14 protein-coding genes are annotated in these 20,685 nt (G+C 69.6%); all 14 read right to left on the bottom strand.

What is annotated here, in order from left to right:
* Positions 1–16: 16 nt before the first annotated feature.
* Positions 17–1,069, bottom strand: coding sequence for a type VI secretion system baseplate subunit TssG (tssG, locus tag RZE79_RS02870; RefSeq protein WP_228121907.1), 1,053 nt, complete (start codon positions 1,067–1,069; stop codon positions 17–19).
* Entirely contained in the window at positions 1,066–2,958 is a 1,893-nt protein-coding gene (gene tssF / locus RZE79_RS02865; RefSeq protein WP_319358942.1) for a type VI secretion system baseplate subunit TssF, read from the bottom strand. Before tssF ends, tssG begins: the two co-directional genes overlap by 4 nt.
* A gap of 6 nt (positions 2,959–2,964) precedes the next feature.
* Positions 2,965–3,480, bottom strand: coding sequence for a type VI secretion system baseplate subunit TssE (gene tssE, locus RZE79_RS02860; protein ID WP_062481207.1), 516 nt, complete (start codon positions 3,478–3,480; stop codon positions 2,965–2,967).
* Complete coding sequence (locus RZE79_RS02855; RefSeq protein WP_319358941.1) at positions 3,473–4,315, bottom strand: type VI secretion system accessory protein TagJ; 843 nt, start codon at positions 4,313–4,315, stop codon at positions 3,473–3,475. Before RZE79_RS02855 ends, tssE begins: the two co-directional genes overlap by 8 nt.
* Before the next feature lie 28 nt (positions 4,316–4,343).
* Complete coding sequence (locus RZE79_RS02850) at positions 4,344–4,901, bottom strand: type VI secretion system tube protein Hcp (RefSeq protein ID WP_153280905.1); 558 nt, start codon at positions 4,899–4,901, stop codon at positions 4,344–4,346.
* Positions 4,902–4,958: 57 nt separating this feature from the next.
* Positions 4,959–6,992, bottom strand: coding sequence for a caspase family protein (locus RZE79_RS02845; RefSeq protein ID WP_319358940.1), 2,034 nt, complete (start codon positions 6,990–6,992; stop codon positions 4,959–4,961).
* Positions 6,993–7,243: 251 nt separating this feature from the next.
* Entirely contained in the window at positions 7,244–8,380 is a 1,137-nt protein-coding gene (locus tag RZE79_RS02840; protein ID WP_319358939.1) for a hypothetical protein, read from the bottom strand.
* Positions 8,381–8,407: 27 nt separating this feature from the next.
* Complete coding sequence (locus RZE79_RS02835; RefSeq protein ID WP_319358938.1) at positions 8,408–9,076, bottom strand: hypothetical protein; 669 nt, start codon at positions 9,074–9,076, stop codon at positions 8,408–8,410.
* A 111-nt stretch (positions 9,077–9,187) separates the two neighbouring features.
* Positions 9,188–10,771 (bottom strand): MltA domain-containing protein, encoded by a 1,584-nt coding sequence (locus RZE79_RS02830; RefSeq protein WP_319358937.1) that lies wholly within the window; start codon positions 10,769–10,771, stop codon positions 9,188–9,190.
* Positions 10,772–10,830: 59 nt separating this feature from the next.
* Positions 10,831–12,756, bottom strand: a complete 1,926-nt coding sequence (locus RZE79_RS02825) for a serine/threonine-protein kinase (protein ID WP_319358936.1) — start codon at positions 12,754–12,756, stop codon at positions 10,831–10,833.
* 769 nt (positions 12,757–13,525) lie between these two features.
* Positions 13,526–14,158: a type VI secretion system-associated protein TagF gene (gene tagF / locus RZE79_RS02820; protein WP_319358935.1), complete on the bottom strand. Its 633-nt coding sequence runs from the start codon at positions 14,156–14,158 to the stop codon at positions 13,526–13,528.
* Entirely contained in the window at positions 14,155–17,760 is a 3,606-nt protein-coding gene (gene tssM / locus RZE79_RS02815; RefSeq protein WP_319358934.1) for a type VI secretion system membrane subunit TssM, read from the bottom strand. Before tssM ends, tagF begins: the two co-directional genes overlap by 4 nt.
* Positions 17,757–19,112 carry a DotU family type VI secretion system protein gene (locus tag RZE79_RS02810; RefSeq protein WP_319358933.1) on the bottom strand — a complete coding sequence of 452 codons (1,356 nt, stop codon included), beginning with the start codon at positions 19,110–19,112 and terminating at the stop codon, positions 17,757–17,759. The genes tssM and RZE79_RS02810 overlap by 4 nt, the downstream gene beginning before the upstream one ends.
* A 124-nt stretch (positions 19,113–19,236) precedes the next feature.
* Entirely contained in the window at positions 19,237–20,568 is a 1,332-nt protein-coding gene (tssK, locus tag RZE79_RS02805) for a type VI secretion system baseplate subunit TssK (protein WP_319358932.1), read from the bottom strand.
* Positions 20,569–20,685: the final 117 nt, after the last annotated feature.

Raw genomic sequence — 20,685 nt, 5'->3', positions numbered from 1 at the left:
ACGAATGAAGAGGGGTTTATTGAAAAGAGGCAGGCTGCGGCAGGCGCGCCCTCGACGGCTGGCTGGCAATGCGCACGTCCGCCGCATCGCGCGTGCGCGGGCGTTCGCCGAGCCACGAGACCCAGCCCAGGCGCGGCGCGTTGCCCCGGGCCTGGCCCAGGCGCGTGGACGGCACCTGTGCTTTTTCGAGCACCAGCTCGGCGTCCCATTCGAGGGTGTCGCCGAGCAGCTGCTGCATCCAGCGCTGCAGCACGGGCTGCGCGTCGCCGATGGGAAGGAACATGCGGTACTGCGCGACCGTGAGCGGCCCCAGGTGCAGGCGCACGCGGTGCTGGCGGTCCCACGCGCGCGTGCCGAGCATCGCGCCCATGCCCATCGAGCGCGAACTCTCGCCCTGCCCCAGCCGCGTGAGGTCGTCCGTCGGCAGGCGCATCCAGTGGCCGACCCAGCGCTCCAGCTTCACCGGCACGCCGAAATAACTGCACAGCACCGACTCCACGCTTTCCGCGTTGTGCACGCGGCGCGCGAGCCAGCCCGAAAAGTGCAGGCGCGCGTCGTCATGGATCTCGTCGCGGTCGATGCGCCCCGGCGTGCCGATGCCGATCAGCGCGCCGACCTGCAGGCGGAAGCGGTCTTCGCCCGGCCGGTCGAGCGCCACGGCCGGACGCGACTGCGCCCACGCGCGGTAGAAGTGCAGCGAGAAGCGGTGCGAGAAGGTGTCGAGAAAAGCCAGCCAGGTCGGGTCGCCGTGGTTCAGGCTGCGCTCGCGGATGAAGTCGCTCAGGTGCACCGGCAGCGGGCCATTGGGGCCGATGTAGCCGAAGAAGTGCTGGCGCAGGCGCGGCGGCGAATAGGCGGTGGCCGGCTCGAAGCGGCTGAAGCTGGCGGGCGCGAACGAGAGCGACGGCTCCTGCCCCACGCGCACCGGCTCGGCGCTGGGCAGCAAGGCGCGGCCCCAGCGCGGCGTGGTCTTCGCGACGGACTCGAGGCGCCGCATCACGGCGAAGTAATCGAAGTCCCACGGCTGCGCCGACCACCCGCGCAGCGCGTTGTCCACCCGCGTGCTCACAGAATCTGTCGTGTCCCGCACAGCGGCCTCCAGCGCATGGCTTCGCCCTTGCCCGCGACGCGCAGCACGGTCTCGACGAAGTGGTTCACCTCGACATGGCGCGCCAGAAACTGCGCGAGCACGGCGCCGAACAGGAAGGCGCTGTGGCCGTGGAAGGCGTCCTTGTCGACCTCGAGCGTCACTTCGAGCCCACGCCCGAAAGCGATCGGACCCGCGAGCGGCAGGCGCCGCGCGACGGACTTGCTCTTCACCGACAGCAGCCCGCGCACCTGGCCCTGGCGCATCTCGTCGGCATGCACGGCGTAGAGCATGAGCGTCTCGCGCAACGCGGCGGCGCCCTGCTCCGGCGTGCTGTCGGACAGCGACAGGTAGTTGAGCGCCAGGTGGTCCACCACGCGCCAGCCCAGCCCCTGGCTCACGACCGGCGACACCGGCCGCGACGGCCCGCGCACCATGCGCACGCGCTGCACGGGAAAGGAATCGACGCAGTCGAAGTCGTTCTCGCGGCCCAGCGGCATCAACAGCGGCAGGTCGCGGTTGGTGCACAGCGCGGTCACGGCGAGCTGGCGCAGCGTGGCGGCATACGGCGCCTGCTGCGGGTCGACGATCTGCATGTAGACCTCGGAGCCGATGTGGCTGCTGCGGTGGCCTTCGGTGCGCTGGCGCACCGAGAGCATGCGCGGCTCGCGCGTGGTCGTGAAGTAGGCCGGGTGGCTGTTGCGGCTGCCGTGGAAGGCCGAGTAGAACGGCCGGAACGGCTGCTCGGCCACCGCGGCGTCGGCACCGGGCGCCCCATGGCCGATGACCTCGGTGACGGTGTGCACCTCGAAGTCCTGCGGCCGCGTGCGGTCGGGCACGAGGTGGAACTGGCTCACGCCTTCGGTCACGGGCACGCGGTCGAGCCGCTTGGTGAACAGGTTGACGGCGGGCACGCAGTGCAGCTGCACGTTGTCGGCGCTCACCAGCTTCTCGAGCGCCGCGTCGCCGCGCGAGAACAGCAGCACGATCTCGATGTCGGTCACCGGCATCGTCGCGAGCAGCGCCTGCAGCCCGCCGATGCGCACGAACTGGAAGCGCTGCGGAAACGCGAAGTACTCCTGCAGCAGCCGGAAGCCCGAGAAGCCCGTGGCCGTGACCGGCAGCAGGGCCTCGTCGTCCGCGAAGCCGACCGCGCCGATGGCGCTGCCCGGCAGGCTGCGCGCGGTGCCCTGCAAGGCACCACCGGCCGTGAGCGGTCGCACCCACACGCCGATGGGCTGGCCCAGCGCGCATTCGTGCAGCTGCCAGGCCACGTCTTCCGCGCCACCGAAATGCAGCACCAGGTCGTCGAGCGCGATCTGGCTGAAGTCCAGACCCGCCGTGGCGCGCAACGCGATGCGCAGGCCGCCGCGGATGGCGCGCGATTGCGGGTGCGTGTTCAGCGGCAGGTCGGGCGCATAGGTGAAGTACTGGGCGCGCTGCACCTCGATCGGCCAGATGCGCAACGCGGCGGCGGTGCGGAACTCGCAGTGCGTGTTCTGCCCCACGGCCTGGCGCGCGCGCAGGCCGGCACCGCGCGGCAGCGTGGGGCCGGCCGCGAGGTTGGCGTCTTCCGGGTCGGGCACGAACGACACCACCGTCATGGCCGGCGTGGGCGCCAGGAAGTGCGGGTAGACGATATCGAGCAGATGGCCCGTGAAGCGCGGGTATTCGGCGTCGAGCTTCAGGCCCACGCGCGCCGAGAGAAAGGCCGTGGCCTCGATCAAGCGCTCCACGTACGGGTCGGCGACTTCCTGGCCTTCGATGCCCAGGCGGTGCGCGATCTTCGGAAAGGCGCGCGCGAACTCGGCGGCGCTTTCGCGGAAGTAGCGCAGTTCCTGCTCGTACAGGCTCAGCAGCCGAGGGTCCATGTGGACTTACCTTGGGTTTTGCGCCATGTCCACGATCTCTATGCGGCCCTCTTCCAGATCGACGCGGCTTCGCATGAGGAACTCGAGCGGCACGGGCTGCGCCCACAGCATGCCGCGGATCTGCAGGCCGATGCTGTTGTGGGACTCCAGGGCCGGGCCTTCCATGACGAGTTCGACTTCGAGTGTGCGGGACAAAATGCGCGGCTCGAACTGCAGGATTGCGTTCTTCAAAGCCTGTTCCATGCTGACACGCTGCACCGACGAGGTGAACTGGCCAGACAGCATAGGCAATCCGTAATTGATGACGGAGCGCGCGGCGTTCGGGTGCTGCTTGTCGTCCATCGAAAGGCCGTGCCCCGTGGCATTGAAGAGCCAGCCGAGGTCGCGCAGCACAGCCTGGCGCAGCGCCTGCTTGGTGAGCGTGCGCTTGTCGTCGCCCTCGCGTTTTTCGTCGGGCGCGTGGTCGACGAGGCGGTCGAGCAGCGAGGGCTGCAGCCGCTCCTGCGCGGTGAGTTCAGCCACCGCCGCTGCTTTCGTCGCCGCCCTCGGCCGTGTCGGCGGCGGCGGGCGTGAAGAGGATCTCGCGCACGTCCATCAGCGCGTACTCGCCCGCGTCGCTGCCGAGCACACGCTGGCCGTAGCCGGCCCAGACTTCGGGGCGCAGCTCGCGCCACTCGGTCTTGCGCGCCAGGCGCAGCTCGCCGTCCTCCTGCGCCTCGGTGCCTTCGTAGCGCGTGGGAATGAGCGCCAGTGTTTCGCCGCCGTTCTCGAACTGCAGGTGCGCGGGCATCCAGACGCAGTCGCGCAGGTCTTCGGGCGGTTCGATCTTGATGTGCGCGAGCCGCGCGTAGGGAATCCAGTAGTACTTGCCGTTGACGAAGGCCTCGAGCACCGGGCCCAGGCGCATGTCGGCGTCGGCCAGCCATTCGAAGGGCACGCCGTCGATGGTGCCGGCAATGGCGGGCGCGCCGTCGAAGGCGCGCTGGCGCAGGTCCTCGGCCAGCCCGCTCTCGCCGCGGCCCTGCCGCAGCAGCGATTCGATGAGCAGTGCCAGCCATTCATCGGGCTGGCCGAAGATCATCGGCGTGCGCGTGCCGGCGAACACGTCGGCACGCAGGCCTTCGCAGCGCACAGCCTCGCCGTACACCTGCTTCATGGGAACGGCGAGCGCGTCGAGCTCGGCCGCGACGGTGAGCTGGTTGAGCGCGCGCTCCCACTGCCCGAGCACGCACAAGAGCTGCGCCATGAAGACGCGGTGCTTGGCGTCGGAGGGCTTGGCGCGCACATCGTCGCTCAGGGCCTTGAGGGCGGCGGCCGGGTCGGCGGCCTTGAGGAAGTCTGCGGCGGTCGTCGTCATGGCGTAGTGCTCCTGGAGGCGTTCAGATTCAGGTCCGGGTGAACTGGCATTCGCGCACCGCGCCGCGCACACCGCTGGTCTTCTGCGGGGCCGACTTGATCTTCACCGTGCGGTAGCTGATGGAGACCAGCTCCGAGGGCACGCCCCAGTGGCCGCCGGAGTTGAGCACCAGCCGGCAGATGCGCGCGTTTTCCAGCGACATCTCGAAGGTCGCCTGCGCCTCGGGCGATTGCGGGTCGCCGCCGGCCTTGTAGGCGCTGATGACGACCTTCAGGTCTTTTTCCTGCGCGCGCAGCAGGCTGGCGAGCGTGGCCGTGGCCGCGTCGCTGCGGCGCGCGACGACCAGGTTGTTGGGCACGACCTGGTTCTGCGCGGACGACTCGGGCACCTGCACCGACCAGTAGTAGCCGCCGATGTTCAGGCGCGCCTTGCCGTCGTCGAAGACGCGTTCGAGCTCGCCCTCGACGGGCGAGCCCTTGCTCTCGATCATCATGACCAGGTCGGTCTCGGCCGAGCCGGTGCCGATCAGTTCATAGAACTGCCGTGCGTCTTCGGGGCTCCAGGAGCCGTCTTCGAGAAATGCCATATCAACCTCCGCATTCGGAAAAAGAAAACAACTGAACCGGCACCACGCGCGCCCGCCTCATGGCCGCGCCCCACCGTCTGCCGTGCTGGCGCTGCTGCTGCCGCTCCTGCGCAGCAAGGCCGCGAACACCTGGCGCTCGCCGCTGGCGGCCGGCGGCTGGCCGCCGCGCACGCGCACTTCCGACACATCGGCCTGCGCCGCGGTGGCCAGGCCGAACAGGCGCGGCGCGCTGTGGGGCGCGGCCGGCACCGCCATGACGAGCAGGCGCGCCTCGCCGGCTGTGTCGAGCCAGGGCAGGTCGAAACGCTTGACCGCCGGCTGCTCGGGCGTGCCGCGCTTGAAGCGGTTGGTTTCGCCGGCCCCGTCGGGGTACACCGCCTGCAGCGCGCCGCGCGCGTCGATGCCGGTGATGACGAGGTCGAGCGAACGGCCGCTGGTGTTGCGCACGTTCAGGCGCACACGCTCGCCAGTACGCAGTTCAGGCAATGCAGGCAGCACGCTCGCGGCCTCGGCGACCGGCACGCTGCGCAGCAGCCGGTCGGCGCTCCAGACTTCGAGCGCCGCATCGAAACCGCCGAGCTGGCCGCCCTTCGCATGGGCCTGCAACTGCGCCAGCCACTTGAGCTGCGCCAGGGCCTGGAGGCGGCGGCGCAGCGCGGCCACGTCGGGCACCACGACGGCCGAAGCGGCGGTGCCGAACACGGGCGCGAGTGCTTCGAGGCGATGGCCCGCAGGGCCGAGGTCGGTCCAGCGCACGTCGGCGCTCGCGGGGTCGTCGGCCAGGCGGATCGCGGCCGGGTAGTCGAGGCTCAGGCCGACGGGCAGCGGCTTGTCGGCGCGCACGCGCAGTGCCGTCGCGGCGGGCTCGGTGACCGGCGTGACACTCCAGAAGGCGCTGCCCGGCAGCTCTTTCAACGCCGCGGGCACGGCGAGCCAGGCGCCGCCGAGCTTGATCTGCGCGATGGCGGCCGGTGCGCGGCGCACGGTGCCGTCGTCGAGCGTCGCGAGCACGCGCACCGCCTGCTGCGCCGCCAGGCCGTCGAGCAGGCCGGCCTTGACGGCCAGGCTGTCGCCGCTGCGCTGCGCGCTCCATACAGGGCGCGTGGACGCGGGCGCGCCGCTGTTGGCAAACAGCGGCGCATCGAGGTTGCCCTCGGCCACGGGCGACGGCAGCTCGCGCGTGGGAAAGCGCTGCGCCAGCTCGTCGATGACCGGCGGGTACAGCGCGAGCACGCCGTCGAACAGGTCGCGCCAGGTGGCGGGCTTGCGCGCCAATGACTCGACCACGGCCCAAGTCAGCAAGCCCTGCGGCCGGGCGCTGCGCGCCTTGCGCGGCAGGCGCAACTCGGGCGTGATCTGATGGCTCTCGGACGCGAACAACGCCACGTAGCGGGCGCGCGGCACGGCATCGGTCGCAGCCGGCGGAGCAGCAAGAGACCGTGCGGGCGACCCGCCGCCCGTGAGCTGCGTCGTGCGCAGGCCGCGCCAGCGCACCTCGTCGTCGGCCGGGCCTTCGGCGGTCGCGGGCGCATCGCCCGTGCCGCGTGTCATGGAGTTGGCGGAGCAGGTGTCGAACACCGAGGCGACGAACACGTTCTTCGCGAGGAAGGCCTGGATCCAGGCGTCGAAGTCGACGTCGCGCAGGTCGCCGCTGAGTGCGGCGTCGGCGCCGAGCGTGCCGCGCACATCGCGCGCGAGGAAGTTCTCGGACAGGCCGTCGGGCTCCTGGTAGCGCTTGGCCACGTCGCGCAGGCGCGTGCCATGGCCGGAGAAATACAGCAGCACGAAGTCGCCGCTGGCCGACTGCGCGAGCAGCCGCGCCAGCGCCTCGTGGATGGCCTGCGATTCGGGCAGCGCGGCGCCGGGCACGCCATCGGCGAGCACGGCGATGTCGGGCGCGGTGAAGCCCTGCTTCAGCAAGGCATCGCGCATGAGCATCACGTCGTTGCGCGGCGCCTGCAGCCACAGGGCCTGCGGCTGGTTGACGAGTTCGGAGACGCCGACGAGCAGCGCGCGCTGCGCGGCGAAGGCGGTGCTGGTGCAGACGAGCAGCGCCAGCATCCACAGCACCTGCAAACCGAGCACCCGCATCGCTCCTTCCCCCGCTGGGGGAAGGCTGGGATGGGGGCAGGCAGAGCGCCCGATGGATGCGCCGCTTGCCCCCACCCCTGCCCTCCCCCAGAGGGGGAGGGGGAAAGACGGATGCACCCGCATCGCTCCTTCCCCCGCTGGGGGAAGGCTGGGATGGGGGCAGGCGGAGCGCCCGACGGATGCGCCGCTTGCCCCCACCCCTGCCCTCCCCCAGCGGGGGAGGGAGAAAGACGGGGGCCGCGCTGCGCGTGTCATCGCTGCTCCGAAGCCGGCCCGGCCGATGCGACCAAGGGCGACGACGCGAGCACCGACAGCCCACCCACCGGATCGGCGACGCGCAGACGCCAGACACCGTTCGCATCCGGCCCGCCGACCACCTCGGCCGACATCGTGCGCAGCAGGCGGTCGGCCTCGTCGATCCGCACGCCGTATTTCCAGCGCACGACCAGATTCGCCTGCGCCGCGACCGGCGCCACAGGCACCGAGCGGAAACGCACCTCGTCGTCTTCCGCTGAACCGCGCCCACCGATGAGCCCCACGTTCTGGATCACCGCGAACAGCGCCACCGCCGCAAACGCCGGACGCGCCCAGCCTTCGGCGCCGAACCAGCGGCGGATGCTGCCCCACCAGCCGTCCTCGGGCCGTGGCAGCGGCCTGGCGGGCGATGGCGGCGGTGCGGCAGCGGCCTCGTCCTGCGGTTGCGCCAACGCACGGCCGAGTTGCAAACCGGCATCGCGGTACAGCGCCTGGTAATCGGTGCGCGGGTCCTGCGGGCCGAGCGGCGTGCCCGACAGCACCGAGAACGCACCGCCCACGGCGCGCAACGCGATGCGCCCCGGCTCCGGTGAAATGGCGGACGCCGCGTGCGCGGCCCATTCGTCGTGCACCGCGCGGATCGCGGCGAGCCGCGTGGCCGACACCTCGCCGAGCACGCGCGCGGCCAGCTGCGGGCTGGGTTCGAGCGTGAGCACGTTCCACGCCTGGACCACGCCGAACATCGGCTCGAAGGGCTCGTCGTCGGGCTCCAGCAGCACGTCGAAGTCCGAAGCCCAGTCGGGCTCGCCGGCGGCCATCCAGCCCTGCCAGAGGTCGCCATGGATGCAGCGGTCGAGCAGCACGCCGAGCAGGCGCCCGTCGTGCACCACGCTCACAAGGCGGCCCGGCGCCCAGCGCGCAGTGAAGGCGCGCCGGGCGACAGCCTCGCGGCGCCGGGCCAATTCGGTCAAGGGGAGCAGCAGATCCGACACGACGGGCGTGCCCGCGCCTGCGCTGCTGCTGCTGTGCGGCATCGCGACGGTGGCAACGCCGGGTGGCGCGTCTCCCGGCGGTGCGCCGGTTTCGAACGCATGGCGGATCACGCTGAGCGGGGGCCAGAGGTCGGTGGTCATGGCGTCTGTTCCTGAATGGCTATGTCTTCAGACATAAGACGCTTCAGCCCCGAGGATTTTGAAAACCTGCAGGATCGCCGCCATGTTGTCCGCCTCGATGGCGATGCCCAGGGTCTGGCCGATCCAGCTGCCGATGCGGGTCTGCGCATAGCCGGCGCCCAGCCCTTCGCGCTTGTGCACGAGGCCCAGCCGCCCGGCGCGGTAGTGGTACGAGGCGATGGCATGACGCGAGGCGATGCCCGACAACCCGCCCTCGGCCTCCTGCCCGAAGCCCTCGCACAGCAGGATGCGCTCGGGCTCGGGCAGCCCGGCAATGAAGGCGCGGGCCGCCAGTTGCACGGCCTGCGCGCTGAGGCCGTGCTCGGCCAGGCACCCGTCCGCGTCTTCGCCCGGGCCGAGTTCGTCTTCGAGCTGGGCCTCGGTGATCTGGTCGCCGATGGAGACCTTGCGGCGGAACGCGCTGGCGCGCGTGCAGTCGATGAGGTAGCGGCGAAAGTACGCGCACAGCGCGAAAGCGGTCGACGGTGCGCTGTGGCCGGCGCGCTCTTCCGACTCATCAGGGTCGGCATCGAGCCGCAGCACCTTCACATAGATGAACTGCGCCACCAGCTCCTGCCGCCCCTCGCCCAGCACCTGCAGCTCGGGCGGGTTGCAGGCCACGAGCGCATCGCCCACGATGCGATACATGGTGCCCATGTCGTTCGAGGACAGCGTCTGCCGGCGCCGCCAGAGGCGGACGAGTTCAGAGCTTTCCGCGGACGAAAGGGTTTCCTGCATGAAGGGCCAAGGGGTTCGAGAAAAGTGGGGTCAGTCGTCGACGCAAACGCCCTCGGTCGGCACCAGGCATTGCGGCAGGCTGGCGCCGACCGGGCCGCCGCGCGTGCGGATCGCACCCGACACCGCCGCCTGCGCCACGGCGAGGCCGCGCGGCAGAAGAATCCACAGCTGCCCGCGCTCCTTCATGCGGCGCGCGTTGGTCGCGGCCTGCTGGCCGTTGCCGAAGAAGTAGTCGGCCCGCACCGCGCCGCGGATGGCGCCGCCGGTGTCCTGCGCGATGGTCAGGCGCTGCATGGGCGCGCCGCTGCCGGGCGTGCGTGTCGACACGAACACCGGGTAGCCCAGCGGCGTGCTGCGCGGATCGACCGCGATCGAGCGACCGGCCGACAGCGGCACGCCGAAGGCGCCCACCGGACCGCCCGCGGGCGAGGTCGATTCCTTGAAGAACACGTAGCTCGGGTCCTTGATGCCGGAGCCGGCCACCGCGCCCGCCGTGCGACGGCCCGGCACCACCACCGCGCCGCTGGCCGTTGGCCGTGCCAGCGTGAAACCGCGCGTGCGGATCACGCTGCTGTCGACGGCACCCGTGTCTTCGTCGTCGCCGTCGTCCAGCGTCAGCTCGAGCGAATCGCCGCGCACCTTCACGGCGCTGCGCGGCTTGCCATTGGCGGCCTGGGCGATGGTCGGGCGGAAGGGCTGGCCGTTCTGCTCGGCGTACGCCACGCGCACGACTTCGCCGCTGGGCAGCTTGATGCGGCCCGAGCCCTGGATCTGCATCTCGTACAGCGCCGTGGCGCTGCTCACGAAGGCCAGCACCTTGGCATTGGGCGCGCCCTTGGTCTCGATCTCTTCGCGCGTGTAGTACGGCAGCAGGCGCTTGCCGTCGATGCGCAGGCGCACCTTGCGGTCGAGCGTGTCGCGGGTGATGGCCGAGAGGTCGAGCGCATAGAGGCCGGGCGCGCCCATGTCGCGCGTGCTGAGGCCGCTTTGCACGATCACGTTGCGGCCCTCGACCTTGGCGGCCACCGTGCCGCTGCCGGCCGGGAGCTTGCGTGCATCGACGAACAGCATGTCCTCGGGCTGCCCGTAGACCGGGTAGATGAACGGCGCAGCGTAGGTGCGGCTGCCCGCGATCTCGGGCTCGAAGTAACCGGTGACCACGCCGTCGGGCTTGCGGTCGTCGTCGCGGATCTGGTAGGCCGAGAACTCGCGCTCGAAGAAGCCGCGAATCGCCTGCGTGCTCTTGCCGTCGACCTTCAGCGCGCGATCGCACACGTCCTTCCACTCGGCGCCGCGGCCGTTGAGCACCCTGCAGCTGCCCAGAAACGCCGGCCAGCTTTCCGAGAAGTCGTCGCGCGCCCAGCCCGGCACGGCGTCGAAGCCGACCGAGGTGTAGGTGGCGAGCTGGGTCGAGAAGGTCCGCGCCTGCCCGGCCACGCTGCCGCCCGTGGGACGGGGTGCGGCAGGTGCCGTGTCGGTCGCGGTGGTCGTGGGGGCGGCGCTGCTCGCGGCGGGCGGCGGCGTGTTGGCGCAAGCGGCCAGCAGCGCCAGTGCCACCACAGCGGCCGTGCGGCAGAGGGGGAGCGCGAAGTGCGGCGACGGTGACGTGTGCATGAAAGTCTCCTGGTCGTGTCGTGGAATGGGGCCGAAAGCGGCCGACGCTCTACAGACGATTACTTCTCGACGATTTTGAAATTCGCGACGCCATAGACGTCGTTGCACGGCGTGGCGCCCGGCGCGCAGACCGGTTTGCCCAGCAGCGGCGACGGCCCGCTGCCGCGCGTGGCTTCGAGCGCCGCGAGCACCGGCAGCGGGAACTGCGGAAACACGCCTTCGTTCTGCACGCCCGAAGCGCCAAAGTCGCGCTCGTGCTCGCTCACGAGCACCGCGAACTGGTTGGTGCCGGCCGGCCCGCCGGCGTCCATCGGCCAGGAGGCGCGCGGCAGCGCGAGCGCGGCGTTGGCGGTGATCTTGTTGTACTTGTCGAGCAGGTTCGGGAACAGCAGGAACATCTCGCCGCCGCTGGACAGCAGGAACACGTAGACGAAACCGTCGCGCTTGCTGCGCACCTCGAAGGCCAGCTTGTCCTTGCCGATCGCGACCTCGGCCTTCTTCGGCGTGGCCGTGACCTCGAAGCCCGGCGCCGCACCGGCGGCGAGCGATTGCAGCGACTCGACGGCGGTGCGCGGCTTGGGTGGCGGCGGTGGAGGGGGTGGCGGTGGGGCCTCGGCGACCTGGGTGGGGGCGTCGGGCGGTGGTGCGGGGGTGGCGGTTTGCGCCGTCTTGCCTGCATCGCCTTCGCCGCCCGTGCGGCCCAGGAACCACCATCCGCCGCCTGCTGCGGCGAGCAGCACGGCAGCGGCGACGGCGCCGAGCACGGCTTTGTTGTTGCTGCCGCTGCTGCTCTTGTTGTTGTTCGCAACAGGTGCCTTGGCGGCGATGGGCTTCGGCATGTGGGCCGTGCCGATCACGGTGGGTGCATCGGCACCCGATGGACTGCTGCTGCTTCGTGCGCCCGACGGCGGCACGGTGCGCGGCGTGGGCGCGATGCTGTGGCCGACCTCGAGGCCCAATGCCGCACGCAACTCGGCCATCGACTGGGGTCGCGCCTCGGGCCGCACGCCCAGGCCCGCATCGATCGCGGCGAGGAGTCGATCGCTGTAGCGCTGGCGCAGGATGTCATTGCCCGCGAGCGGCACGTAGCTGTCGGACAGCAGCCGCGCCACCGACGGCGGGGGCGCACGGCCGCACACGGCCACGTGCATCACGGCGGCGAGCGCGTAGACGTCGGTCCATGCGCCCTGCGACATGTCGGGCATCTCGGCGTACTGCTCGATAGGTGCGTAGCCGGGCTTGAGGATGACGGTGATCGCCTGCGTCTTGTCGGTGATCACGCGGCGCGCGGCGCCGAAGTCGAGCACCACGGGGCGGCCGGAGCCTTCGAGCAGGATGATGTTGTCGGGGGCGATGTCGCGGTGGTAGCAGTTGGCGCTGTGCATCACGGCGAGGGCCTGGGTGACGCCGTCCATGATGCGGGTGAGCCAGGCTTCGTCGACGCCTGCCGGGATCGCTACGAGTGCCTCTCGCAAGGTGTCGCCCTTGTAGAAGGGCATGACCATGTAGGTGGTGCCCTTTTCTTGCCAGAAGCGGTAGACCTTGAGGAGGGACGGGTGGTCGAACTGGGCGAGGAGGCGGGCTTCGTTGATGAAGCTGCGCATGCCCAGGTCGAAGGTTTCTCTGTGTCTTTCTGACAAGGGGACTACGGTGCCGTCTTGCTGTCTTGTGGATAGCGAGGTTGGGAGGTATTCCTTGATGGCTACTACGCGCTCTAGCGTGTGGTCCCAGGCTTCGTAGACGACGCCGAAGCCGCCCTGGCCGACGACTCGGGTGACTTCGAATTCGGCGAGGCGACTGCCTACGGGGAGGAGGCCGGCGTCGTGGGTTGCTGTTGCTGGGCTGGTGACTGGGGTGCCGGAAGCTGTGGTGAAGCCGCCGGCGGTGATGACTGTGGCGCCGCCTGTGTCAGCTTCGGTTGTGGGAGTGCGTGAGACGACTCGGGTGCGGTCGTCTTCCGGGGGGGTTGTGTTGGAGTCGGTCATCGACTGGCTCCTGTTCTTTGAACTGCGTTGGGGGGTTGCTTCCCGAGGCCGGGTCTCGCCCCGGCGGGCGACCTACTTTTCTTTGCTTCGCCAAAGAAACGTAGGCAAAAGAAAGGCGACCCTGCTGTCTGCGTCCCTCCGCTTCGCTGCGGGCAACCTGCGGTGCTCACGTTTCGCGGGGTCTCGCCCAAACTCGCTTCGCTCAAACAAGGGCGAGCCCTGATCCGCGAAACGCTGCGCTCCTCGGCGCATACAGAAGGGCTTTGATACCGAGCGGGCCATCGCTTTGCTCGGCAGCTGAACACCTCACGAGCCTTTGCTTCGCTCGGCTTGCATCGCTCCCTCTCCCCTTGGGGAGAGGGTTGGGGTGAGGGTCCGCGGCACAGAAACACCGCCTCGCGCGCACAAAGGCCGATGCCCTCACCCCCGCCCTCTCCCCAAGGGGAGAGGGAGCAAGTCCCCCGCCGAGCGAAGCGAAGGCCCGATCCCAAGCCGAGCGAAGCAAAGGCCCGCCCGGTATCCCAATCCCCTCTGGCTGCGCCGAGGAGCGCAGCGTTTCGCGGATCAGGGCTCGCAGCTGTTTGAGCCGAAGGCGAGTTCTGCGAGACCCCGCGAAACGCGAGCACCGCAGGTTGCCCGCAGCGAAGCGGAGGGTCGCAGACAGTGGGGTCGCCTTTTCTTTGCTTACTTTCTTTTGGCGAAGCAAAAGAAAGTAAGTCCGCCGCCGGGCGGAACTCCCGGCCTCGGGAAAAAAGAGAAAGCACCGCCCTCATTCCCCACCCCCAAGAAACAGCGCGTCGAACTGCACATCCCGAGGCAACCCCGTAGCCAACATCCGAACCCCGCCCTCTACCCCAGGCGTCTCCATCCAAAGCGAGGCCCCCGCCAAAGGCAACTCAAGCGATCGGCCTTCAACAGAAGCGTCATCAGCAGAAGCCACAAACAACCGCCCCAGCGCCGCATCAAACCGCAACGCATCCAAATCACTCTCAAGCCCTTCAAGCACAGCCAGCGTCCCCAACGCCCACCACCGCAACGCAGCAGCAAGCGCCTCCCCACTCAAAACACCAGAAGCAACGCCCTCATCCAACTCAACAGCCAGAGTGAACGGAAAGTACCGCCCCACCCCATCCACCGAAGGCATCAACACCCCCATCCACCCCCGCTCCCCCACCACCTTCGCCCCCAGCGCAAAGCACCACACAGGCGCCTCCAGGTAGTGAGCAGTCCAATCCGCATGCCGATCCCTCAGCCGCGCCAACCCGCGCTGCAACCACGGATCCCACACCGAGCGAAACGCCTCCGGCAACCGCCGATGCGCAAAGTCCCCCATCCCCGGCAGCTTGCCAAACCACCCTGGCAAATCAGAGGAAGCAAAGAGGGAAGAGGAAGCCAAGCTCACAACCCCTCCGGACAAGAAAACTCCCGCAACTCCTTCAACCGAATCGGATGCTGCACGCTGTTCGTCGTCACCTCGAACCGCGTCTTCCGCGCCCCCACCTGGAAGGTGATGAAGAACTTCTCCGGCGCGTCACCCGCTTCAAGTTGCCCATCGTCCAGCGTGCGAAACAAAGCCCAAGGCCCATCCATCGCCGACCCCGAACTCCCGGTGGTCGACGGCGGACTCACCTGAATGCGCACCTGGTTGCTCCCCTTCGGCCCCGGCCACTGCACCGCCATCGGCACCACCGGCCCATGCGCGTACTTCACGAGCTGCCCGTCCACGTCGAGGATGAACTGCGTGATGCCCGCGTCCATCTCCACCGGCTTGAAGTCCAGCCGCATCGACGGCCCGCGCCCGCCGCCGCGGAAGAAGATGTCCTTGATGCGCGCCGCGCGCTCGAACTGCGCCAGCGCCTGCGTGGTGACGGCGCCGCGCTCGGCCACGGGCTTGTAGCGCCACGGCCGGGTGCTGGTGTCGACCAGCGCGGCTAAACGCTTCTGGAAGAAGTCGTCCATCAGGCCGCCAGCGCCGAACATCTGGCCGAAGTCTTCAGGCAGCACGTCGCGCTTGCTGCTTTGCACGAACGGGTAGCGGCCCGCGATGGCGCGGCTGCAGAACTCGGTCACGGGGCGCAGGTCCTGGCTCAGGTTGCCGCGCTCGGCCACCTGCGCCTGGGTGGCGCCGGTCTGGCTCAGGTTCTCGATCATGCTGCGCACCGGCTCGGGCAATCGGCCCGCGTCCGACTTGAGCTTGCCGGCCACGTCGCCGGGCGGCGGCGAGGTGCGGCCCTTCACGGCCGTGTCGACGGCGTTGAGGTACACGTACACCTCGTTGAAGAGCTTGAGCGCGTCGTCGATCGGCGCGGGCTGGTTCGGTCCGCCGGCGGTGACGAGGCGGCGCAGCGATTCGAAGCGATCGTCCACGATGCTCTCGATGCGCTTGCCCGGCGCCACCTGCTTGCCGGGGTCGCTGCCGAACAGATCTTCCAGACCCTTGCGCGTGTTGCGCACGGTCTCGGAGGCCTTGCTGACCACATCCTTGTTGGCATCGGCCGCGGGGATCAGCGTGGTCTGCTTGACCACCGCACGCAAGAAGTTCGCGAGCGGTGAATCGACACCGGACAGGATGCGGGCGGTCTCGATGTTCTTCTCCAGGCCGCTGACGCGGATCAACCGCACATCGGCCAAGAGTGCTTCCCACTGCTTGACGTACTCCTCGAGGTAGAGACGCCGCACGCGGTCGGTGAGCGCGCCGAGCGCTGCGGCATCGCGCAAACGCTCGCTGGCGTTGCGGTCCTGCCCGAGCACCCACGGGTCCTCGGCGGCCAGCAGGCCGGTGAGCACGACGACCTCGTTCTGGAAGCGCTTGTGGTACCCGTCGTAGGTGAACATGCCCGGCACGCCTTCGCTCAGCGGCTTGCCGCTGATGCGCTCGAACACCAGCGGGCCCGACGGACCGGTGGCCTGCGCCACGCTGAAGCCCGGGATGTCCTTGGTGGCGCGCTGGCGCTTCAAGCGGCTGAACACGCGCTGCTCCAGCGGGTAGCTCGCGAGCACGGCGCGCACGCTGCGCACCAGGTTCTCGTCCATCTTCAGCGGCGAGCGCGGTGGGCCTTGGGCGATGAGCACGTCGAGCTGGTCTTCGAGTGCCTTGCGCTGGTCTTCGGGAATGCCGCGGTCGAGGTTGCGCGCCCAGTCGAGCGTGATCCAGGCCTTCAGCGCCTCGGGGTCGAAGCGCTCGGGCTGGTAGAGCATCAGGTAGCTCTTCAGCGCCTCGTACGTGAACTCGAGGTTGTCCTTCTGCGCGGTGCGCAGCTGGTCTTCGATGCGCTTGGCGATCTGCGGCAGGAAGGCGTCGTTGAGCGCGCGCTGGTGCGTGAGCATGGCGGCGGCATCGAGCTTGTCGCCCTGGTACAGGCCCAGCGTCATCGACAGCGGCTCGTCGCCCTGGCGGTTGTCGGGCGTCTTCCAGATGTCGCGCAGGCCCTGCAGCACGGGCGCGACCTCGACCAGGTTCTGCACGCGCGTCGGCAGCGCGGCCAAAGTCTTCTGCGCGGGCTCGACGCGCGCCTCGACCGACTTCAGGTAGTTGTGGTTCTGCCAGGTGCTGTAGCCCCAGGCCGCGAGCAGGCCGACGGTGACCAGCGTCATCGCGGCCACGCCCGCCAGGCGCAGGGTGTTGCGGCGACGCTCCAGCTTCACGTCGGCGCCCGCGAGACGCTGCTCGGGGAACACCACCTCGCGCAGCAGTGCGGTGAGAAAGTAGCTGCGCCCGCTCGACTTCTGCGGCGCGAGCATGGCGCGCTCGATGCCGAAGCTGCGCGCCAGGCTGCCCATCACGCGATCGATCGGGCTGCCCTCTTGCGTGCCGCTGGTGAAGTACACGCCGCGCACCCATGGCGGTTGCGCAAAGCGCGAGCCGGTGAACACCTGTTCGAGCAAGTCGGACAGCAGCGGGCCGACCGATCCGAACTGCGCCGGAAAACCGAAGATCGCCGCGCGGCGCGTGCCGTCGGTCTCGCGCTGCATGCGTGCGACGAGGCCGTCGTTGATGCGGTTGTGCAGAAGACCGAACTCGCGGTGGAACGCCACCGACAGGCCCTTCTCTTCAAGCTGCACGTTCTCGTCCGCCGGCAGCGTGAAGCCGAAGACCTGCGCGCGCTGCTCCTTGCCGAGGTCGTCGAAGTAGTCGGTGAAGCCGTAGAGCAGGTCGCTCTTGGTGACGAGCACGTACACCGGCAGGCGCGTGGTGAGCTTGCCGTCGAGTTCGAGCAGCCGCGCACGGATTGAGGCCGCAAGCTGCGTGCGCGCCTCGGGGCCCTGGCTCAGCAGGTCGCCCACGCTCACGGTGAGGAACACGCCGTTGAGCGGTCGGCGCGGACGCGCCTTCTTCAGCAGGCCCAGGAAGCCTTCCCACGCACTCTTGTCTTCCGACTGGTGGCTGTCCTGCGTGGTGTAGCGCCCGGCCGTGTCGATGAGCACGGCCTCGTCGGTGAACCACCAGTCGCAGTTGCGCGTGCCGCCCACGCCGCGGATGGCGCCGGGGCCGAACTTCTCGGCCAGTGGAAAGCTCAGGCCCGAGTTGACGAGCGCCGTGGTCTTTCCCGCGCCCGGTGCGCCGATGAAGACGTACCACGGCAGGTCGTACAGATAGCTGCCGCCCGAGATCGACAGCCAGTCGCGCCAGCCCGGCTTCTTGCCGGCGGCGTGCAGGCGCATCTGCTTCAAGGTGGCGACGGCTTCGCTGAAGCGCGTGTCGAGGATCTTCTGTTCGCCATCGACCGGCGCACCGGTCTTGGCGGCGGCCGGCGCCTTCATCAAGCCGTCGGTCAGGTGCTGGCTGGCGCGGCGCGCGCGCCAGCGGCGGTACAGCGCGCGCAGCACCACGATGAGCACGATGACGCCGATGACGATGGCGCGCGTCATCTCGCCTTCGAGCGGCGCGAGCGAACCGATCTTCACCAGCGGGCCGATCCACCAGATCAGCAGCGCGACGACGATGAGCGCGAGCAGCGTCAACAGCAGTGGGCTGAACAGGAAGCCGAAGATTTTCTTGATCATTTCGTCGCTCCGGGGACGGGAGCGGCGGGTGCGGCAGCAGCAGCCACGCGCTCGGGTTCGGTCAGCAGCACGATGTCGACGCGGCGGTTGCGCGCGCGGTTGGCCGGCGTGTCGTTGGCCACCACGGGCTCGGCGTCGGCCTTGCCGTCGGAACGCATGCGCGCGGGATCGACCAGCGTGGTCAGCGCGCCCTTCACCGCATCGGCGCGCGCGGCCGACAGGTGCCAGTTCGACGGATAGCGCAGCGAGCGGATCGGCTGGTTGTCGGAGTGGCCGGTGATGAGCACCTCGCCCTTCACCTCGGCCAGCGCCTGGCCGATGCGGCGCAGCACCGGCAGCGACGCGGCCATCGGCTCGGCGCTGCCCGAGCCGAAGAACGAGTCGCCGCGCAGCCGCACCACGCTGCGGTCGGCCTCGTCGGTCACCGTCACCAGGCCTTGCTTGATCTCGGGCTCGAGAAAACGCGCGAGCCGCGGCGACTTGGCCGGCGCGGCGGGTGGTGCGATCTGGATGTTGGGCACGCGCAGGCTCGACACGGCCGCGTACGTGGTGTCGGAGCGGTGGTTGAGCGTGAGCCGCAGGCCGAACCATGCGAGCGCCAGCAGCAGCGCGAAGCCGGCCGCGAACACCCACAGCGGCAGCGACTCGCGCAGCCGCACCGTGCCCGCGCCCTGCCCGCGCCAATGCGGCGACAGCTCGGGCTCGACGGCCGGACGGTCCTTGGCGATCAGGTCGGCCAGGCGCTGGCGCACCGAGTCGAGCTGCGCGCGGCCGTTGTCGACCACGCGGTAGCGGCCCTCGAAGCCGAGCGCGAGCACGCTGTAGATCAACTCGAGCAACTGGCGGTGCGTGGGCACGTCCTGTGCGAGCTTGGCGAGCAGCTGGAACACCTTTTCGCCGCCCCAGGTCTCGTTGTGGAACTGCACCAGCAAGCTCTGCTTGTTCCATCCGGCCTGCACGCCCCAGGGCGTGTTGGCGACGGCCTCGTCGAGCGCCGTGCACAGCACGTAGCGTGCGGCCAGCACCGACTCGTTGCCCACGCCCGCACGGCGCGCCGCGGCATCGAACTGGTTCACCGCATCGGCGGTGGACGCGCGCAGCGCCGGCACGTTGGGCGGCTGCGCGAGGTTGCGCAGCTTGCCGATCAGCACCAGCAGCTTGCCCGCGGCCGAGACCAGCGGATTGAGCAGGCCGATCTCGCCCACCTCGGCCACGGGCGTCGGATCGGCACCGCCGAAGAACGGCGCGGGAGCCGCAGCAGCCGGCGGTGCGCCGCCCGGCGTGCGCGGCTTGGGCTTGATGACCGTGCGCTCGGACTCGAAGGCGGCAAAGGGGTCGGGAGGGGTACTCATGAGAACTCCACGCAGGTGACGTCCCTTCGGGAGACACCGCGGAACCGGCTTTGCCGGGCCGCAGGTGTCGCCCCCGGCGAGGGGGTTGGCGAAGCGACACGAAGTGCGCGAAGCCTGGGGGTGGTCATGATCTGATGGCCCAGAACGCGAGGTCGAGGCCGGGGAAATCGCCAGCGATGTGCATCGCGATGCCGCCCGATTGCTCGAGCTGGCGCCACAGGTCGCTGTTGCGGGTTTCGAGTTCGAAGTAGTTGGCGCCCGTGTGGAAGGGAATCTGGCGCGGCGCCACCGGCATCGGTGTCAGCGTGACACCCGGCAGCGCGAGGTTCACGAGGTCGCGGATGCGCTCGACCGGCCCGATCTTCACCTGCGTGGGGAAGCGCGCGCGCAGCGCCTCGCTCGGCATGTTCGCGCTCACTGCGAGCACGAAGGTCGCCTTGCGCTGCAGCTCGACGTCGGTCACCACCGCCACGCGCACGCCGTGCTTGCGGTCGTGCAGGTCGATGCGGATGGCCGACTGCTCGAACACCATCGACAGGCTGCGGCGCAGGTCGTCCATCACCGGGCGGAAGCTCAGCGCGAGGTCGTCGTGGATGTAGGGCCCGAAGCGCGCCACGCGGCGCGTGTCGCGAAAACTCGCGAGGTCGCCGGCCAGCCCGAGCGCATGCTCGAAGAAATGCTGCGGGTGCAGCATCGCGCTCTTGGCCAGGTGCGCAAAGATGGCTTCGTTGCGGTTCACCGCTTGCAGCAGCATGAAGTCGGCAATCTCGGCCACGCCGCCCGTGCCGCCCTGGGTCATGCGCCCGGCCAGCGCTTCACCGCGCTGGCGCAGCAGGCCCAGCAGCTCATCGAGCCAGGCACGGATCACCGCATGGCCGGCCACGTCGAGCAGCGGCGGCAGCATCGCGCGGTCGAGCTGCACCTGGTTGTCGACCCGGCGCTCGACCACGCGGGCCACGCCCAGCGTGGCCCAGGCGTCGGTGGCTTCGCTGGCGCGCATCAGACGGGTGTGAAGCTGGCCGAGTTGCAGCATCGCGGTGCGCTCGCCGGCCGTGTTGGAGTCGGGCACGTCCGACTCCAGCACGCGGTGGCGCACCAGCTCTTCGTATGCTTCAGCGTCGGCCTCGCGCGCCCCGGCGCGGCGCAGCGGCAGCGCCAGCACCACGGCTTCGTCGCGCATGGACGCGGGAATGTCGATCGGCTCGGGCAACGGATCGACCGCCGGCATGTCGAACACCGTGCCATCGCCGAAGATGCCCACCGCCCGCACCAGCGCCAGCTTGCCCAGCGTGAGCGCCGCCGCGTCGATTTCGACTTCGGCGAATCCCCAGGCGCAGGGCGTGGTGGTGCGCAACAGCACATGCCGCGCATGATCGGCATGACGCTCGCTTTGCTGCAGGTGCTGAGGCTGCAACAGCATCCCCTCGCTCCAGACCACTTTGGTTCGCCAACTCATCCGCACTCCGTCTACGGCAAGGGTGCCGGGAAGTAAGAAGAAACACGAAGTTTCCGGCGCGGGGGCCTGCGGGCAAATCCGCCTAATGGCCTAGACGGTGGTGATTTGCGTACGGCA

Origin of the sequence: Variovorax sp. EBFNA2 (assembly GCF_033802765.1) — a bacterium.
Lineage (GTDB): Bacteria > Pseudomonadota > Gammaproteobacteria > Burkholderiales > Burkholderiaceae_C > Variovorax > Variovorax paradoxus_H.
Note: the sequence above shows the minus strand (reverse complement) of the source record. Positions and strands in the feature narration are given on the sequence as shown.

Bases quoted from the DNA above. Each gene is read 5' to 3' on its own strand.
- tssF (WP_319358942.1), bottom strand. From the start codon at position 2,958: ATGGACCCTCGGCTGCTGAGCCTGTACGAGCAGGAACTGCGCTACTTC.
- RZE79_RS02810 (WP_319358933.1), bottom strand. From the start codon at position 19,112: ATGAGTACCCCTCCCGACCCCTTTGCCGCCTTCGAGTCCGAGCGCACG.
- RZE79_RS02835 (WP_319358938.1), bottom strand. From the start codon at position 9,076: ATGGGCACCATGTATCGCATCGTGGGCGATGCGCTCGTGGCCTGCAAC.
- tssM (WP_319358934.1), bottom strand. From the start codon at position 17,760: ATGATCAAGAAAATCTTCGGCTTCCTGTTCAGCCCACTGCTGTTGACG.
- RZE79_RS02845 (WP_319358940.1), bottom strand. From the start codon at position 6,992: ATGCGGGTGCTCGGTTTGCAGGTGCTGTGGATGCTGGCGCTGCTCGTC.
- tssK (WP_319358932.1), bottom strand. From the start codon at position 20,568: ATGAGTTGGCGAACCAAAGTGGTCTGGAGCGAGGGGATGCTGTTGCAG.
- RZE79_RS02830 (WP_319358937.1), bottom strand. From the start codon at position 10,771: ATGCACACGTCACCGTCGCCGCACTTCGCGCTCCCCCTCTGCCGCACG.
- RZE79_RS02825 (WP_319358936.1), bottom strand. From the start codon at position 12,756: ATGACCGACTCCAACACAACCCCCCCGGAAGACGACCGCACCCGAGTC.
- RZE79_RS02855 (WP_319358941.1), bottom strand. From the start codon at position 4,315: ATGACGACGACCGCCGCAGACTTCCTCAAGGCCGCCGACCCGGCCGCC.
- RZE79_RS02850 (WP_153280905.1), bottom strand. From the start codon at position 4,901: ATGGCATTTCTCGAAGACGGCTCCTGGAGCCCCGAAGACGCACGGCAG.
- RZE79_RS02840 (WP_319358939.1), bottom strand. From the start codon at position 8,380: ATGACCACCGACCTCTGGCCCCCGCTCAGCGTGATCCGCCATGCGTTC.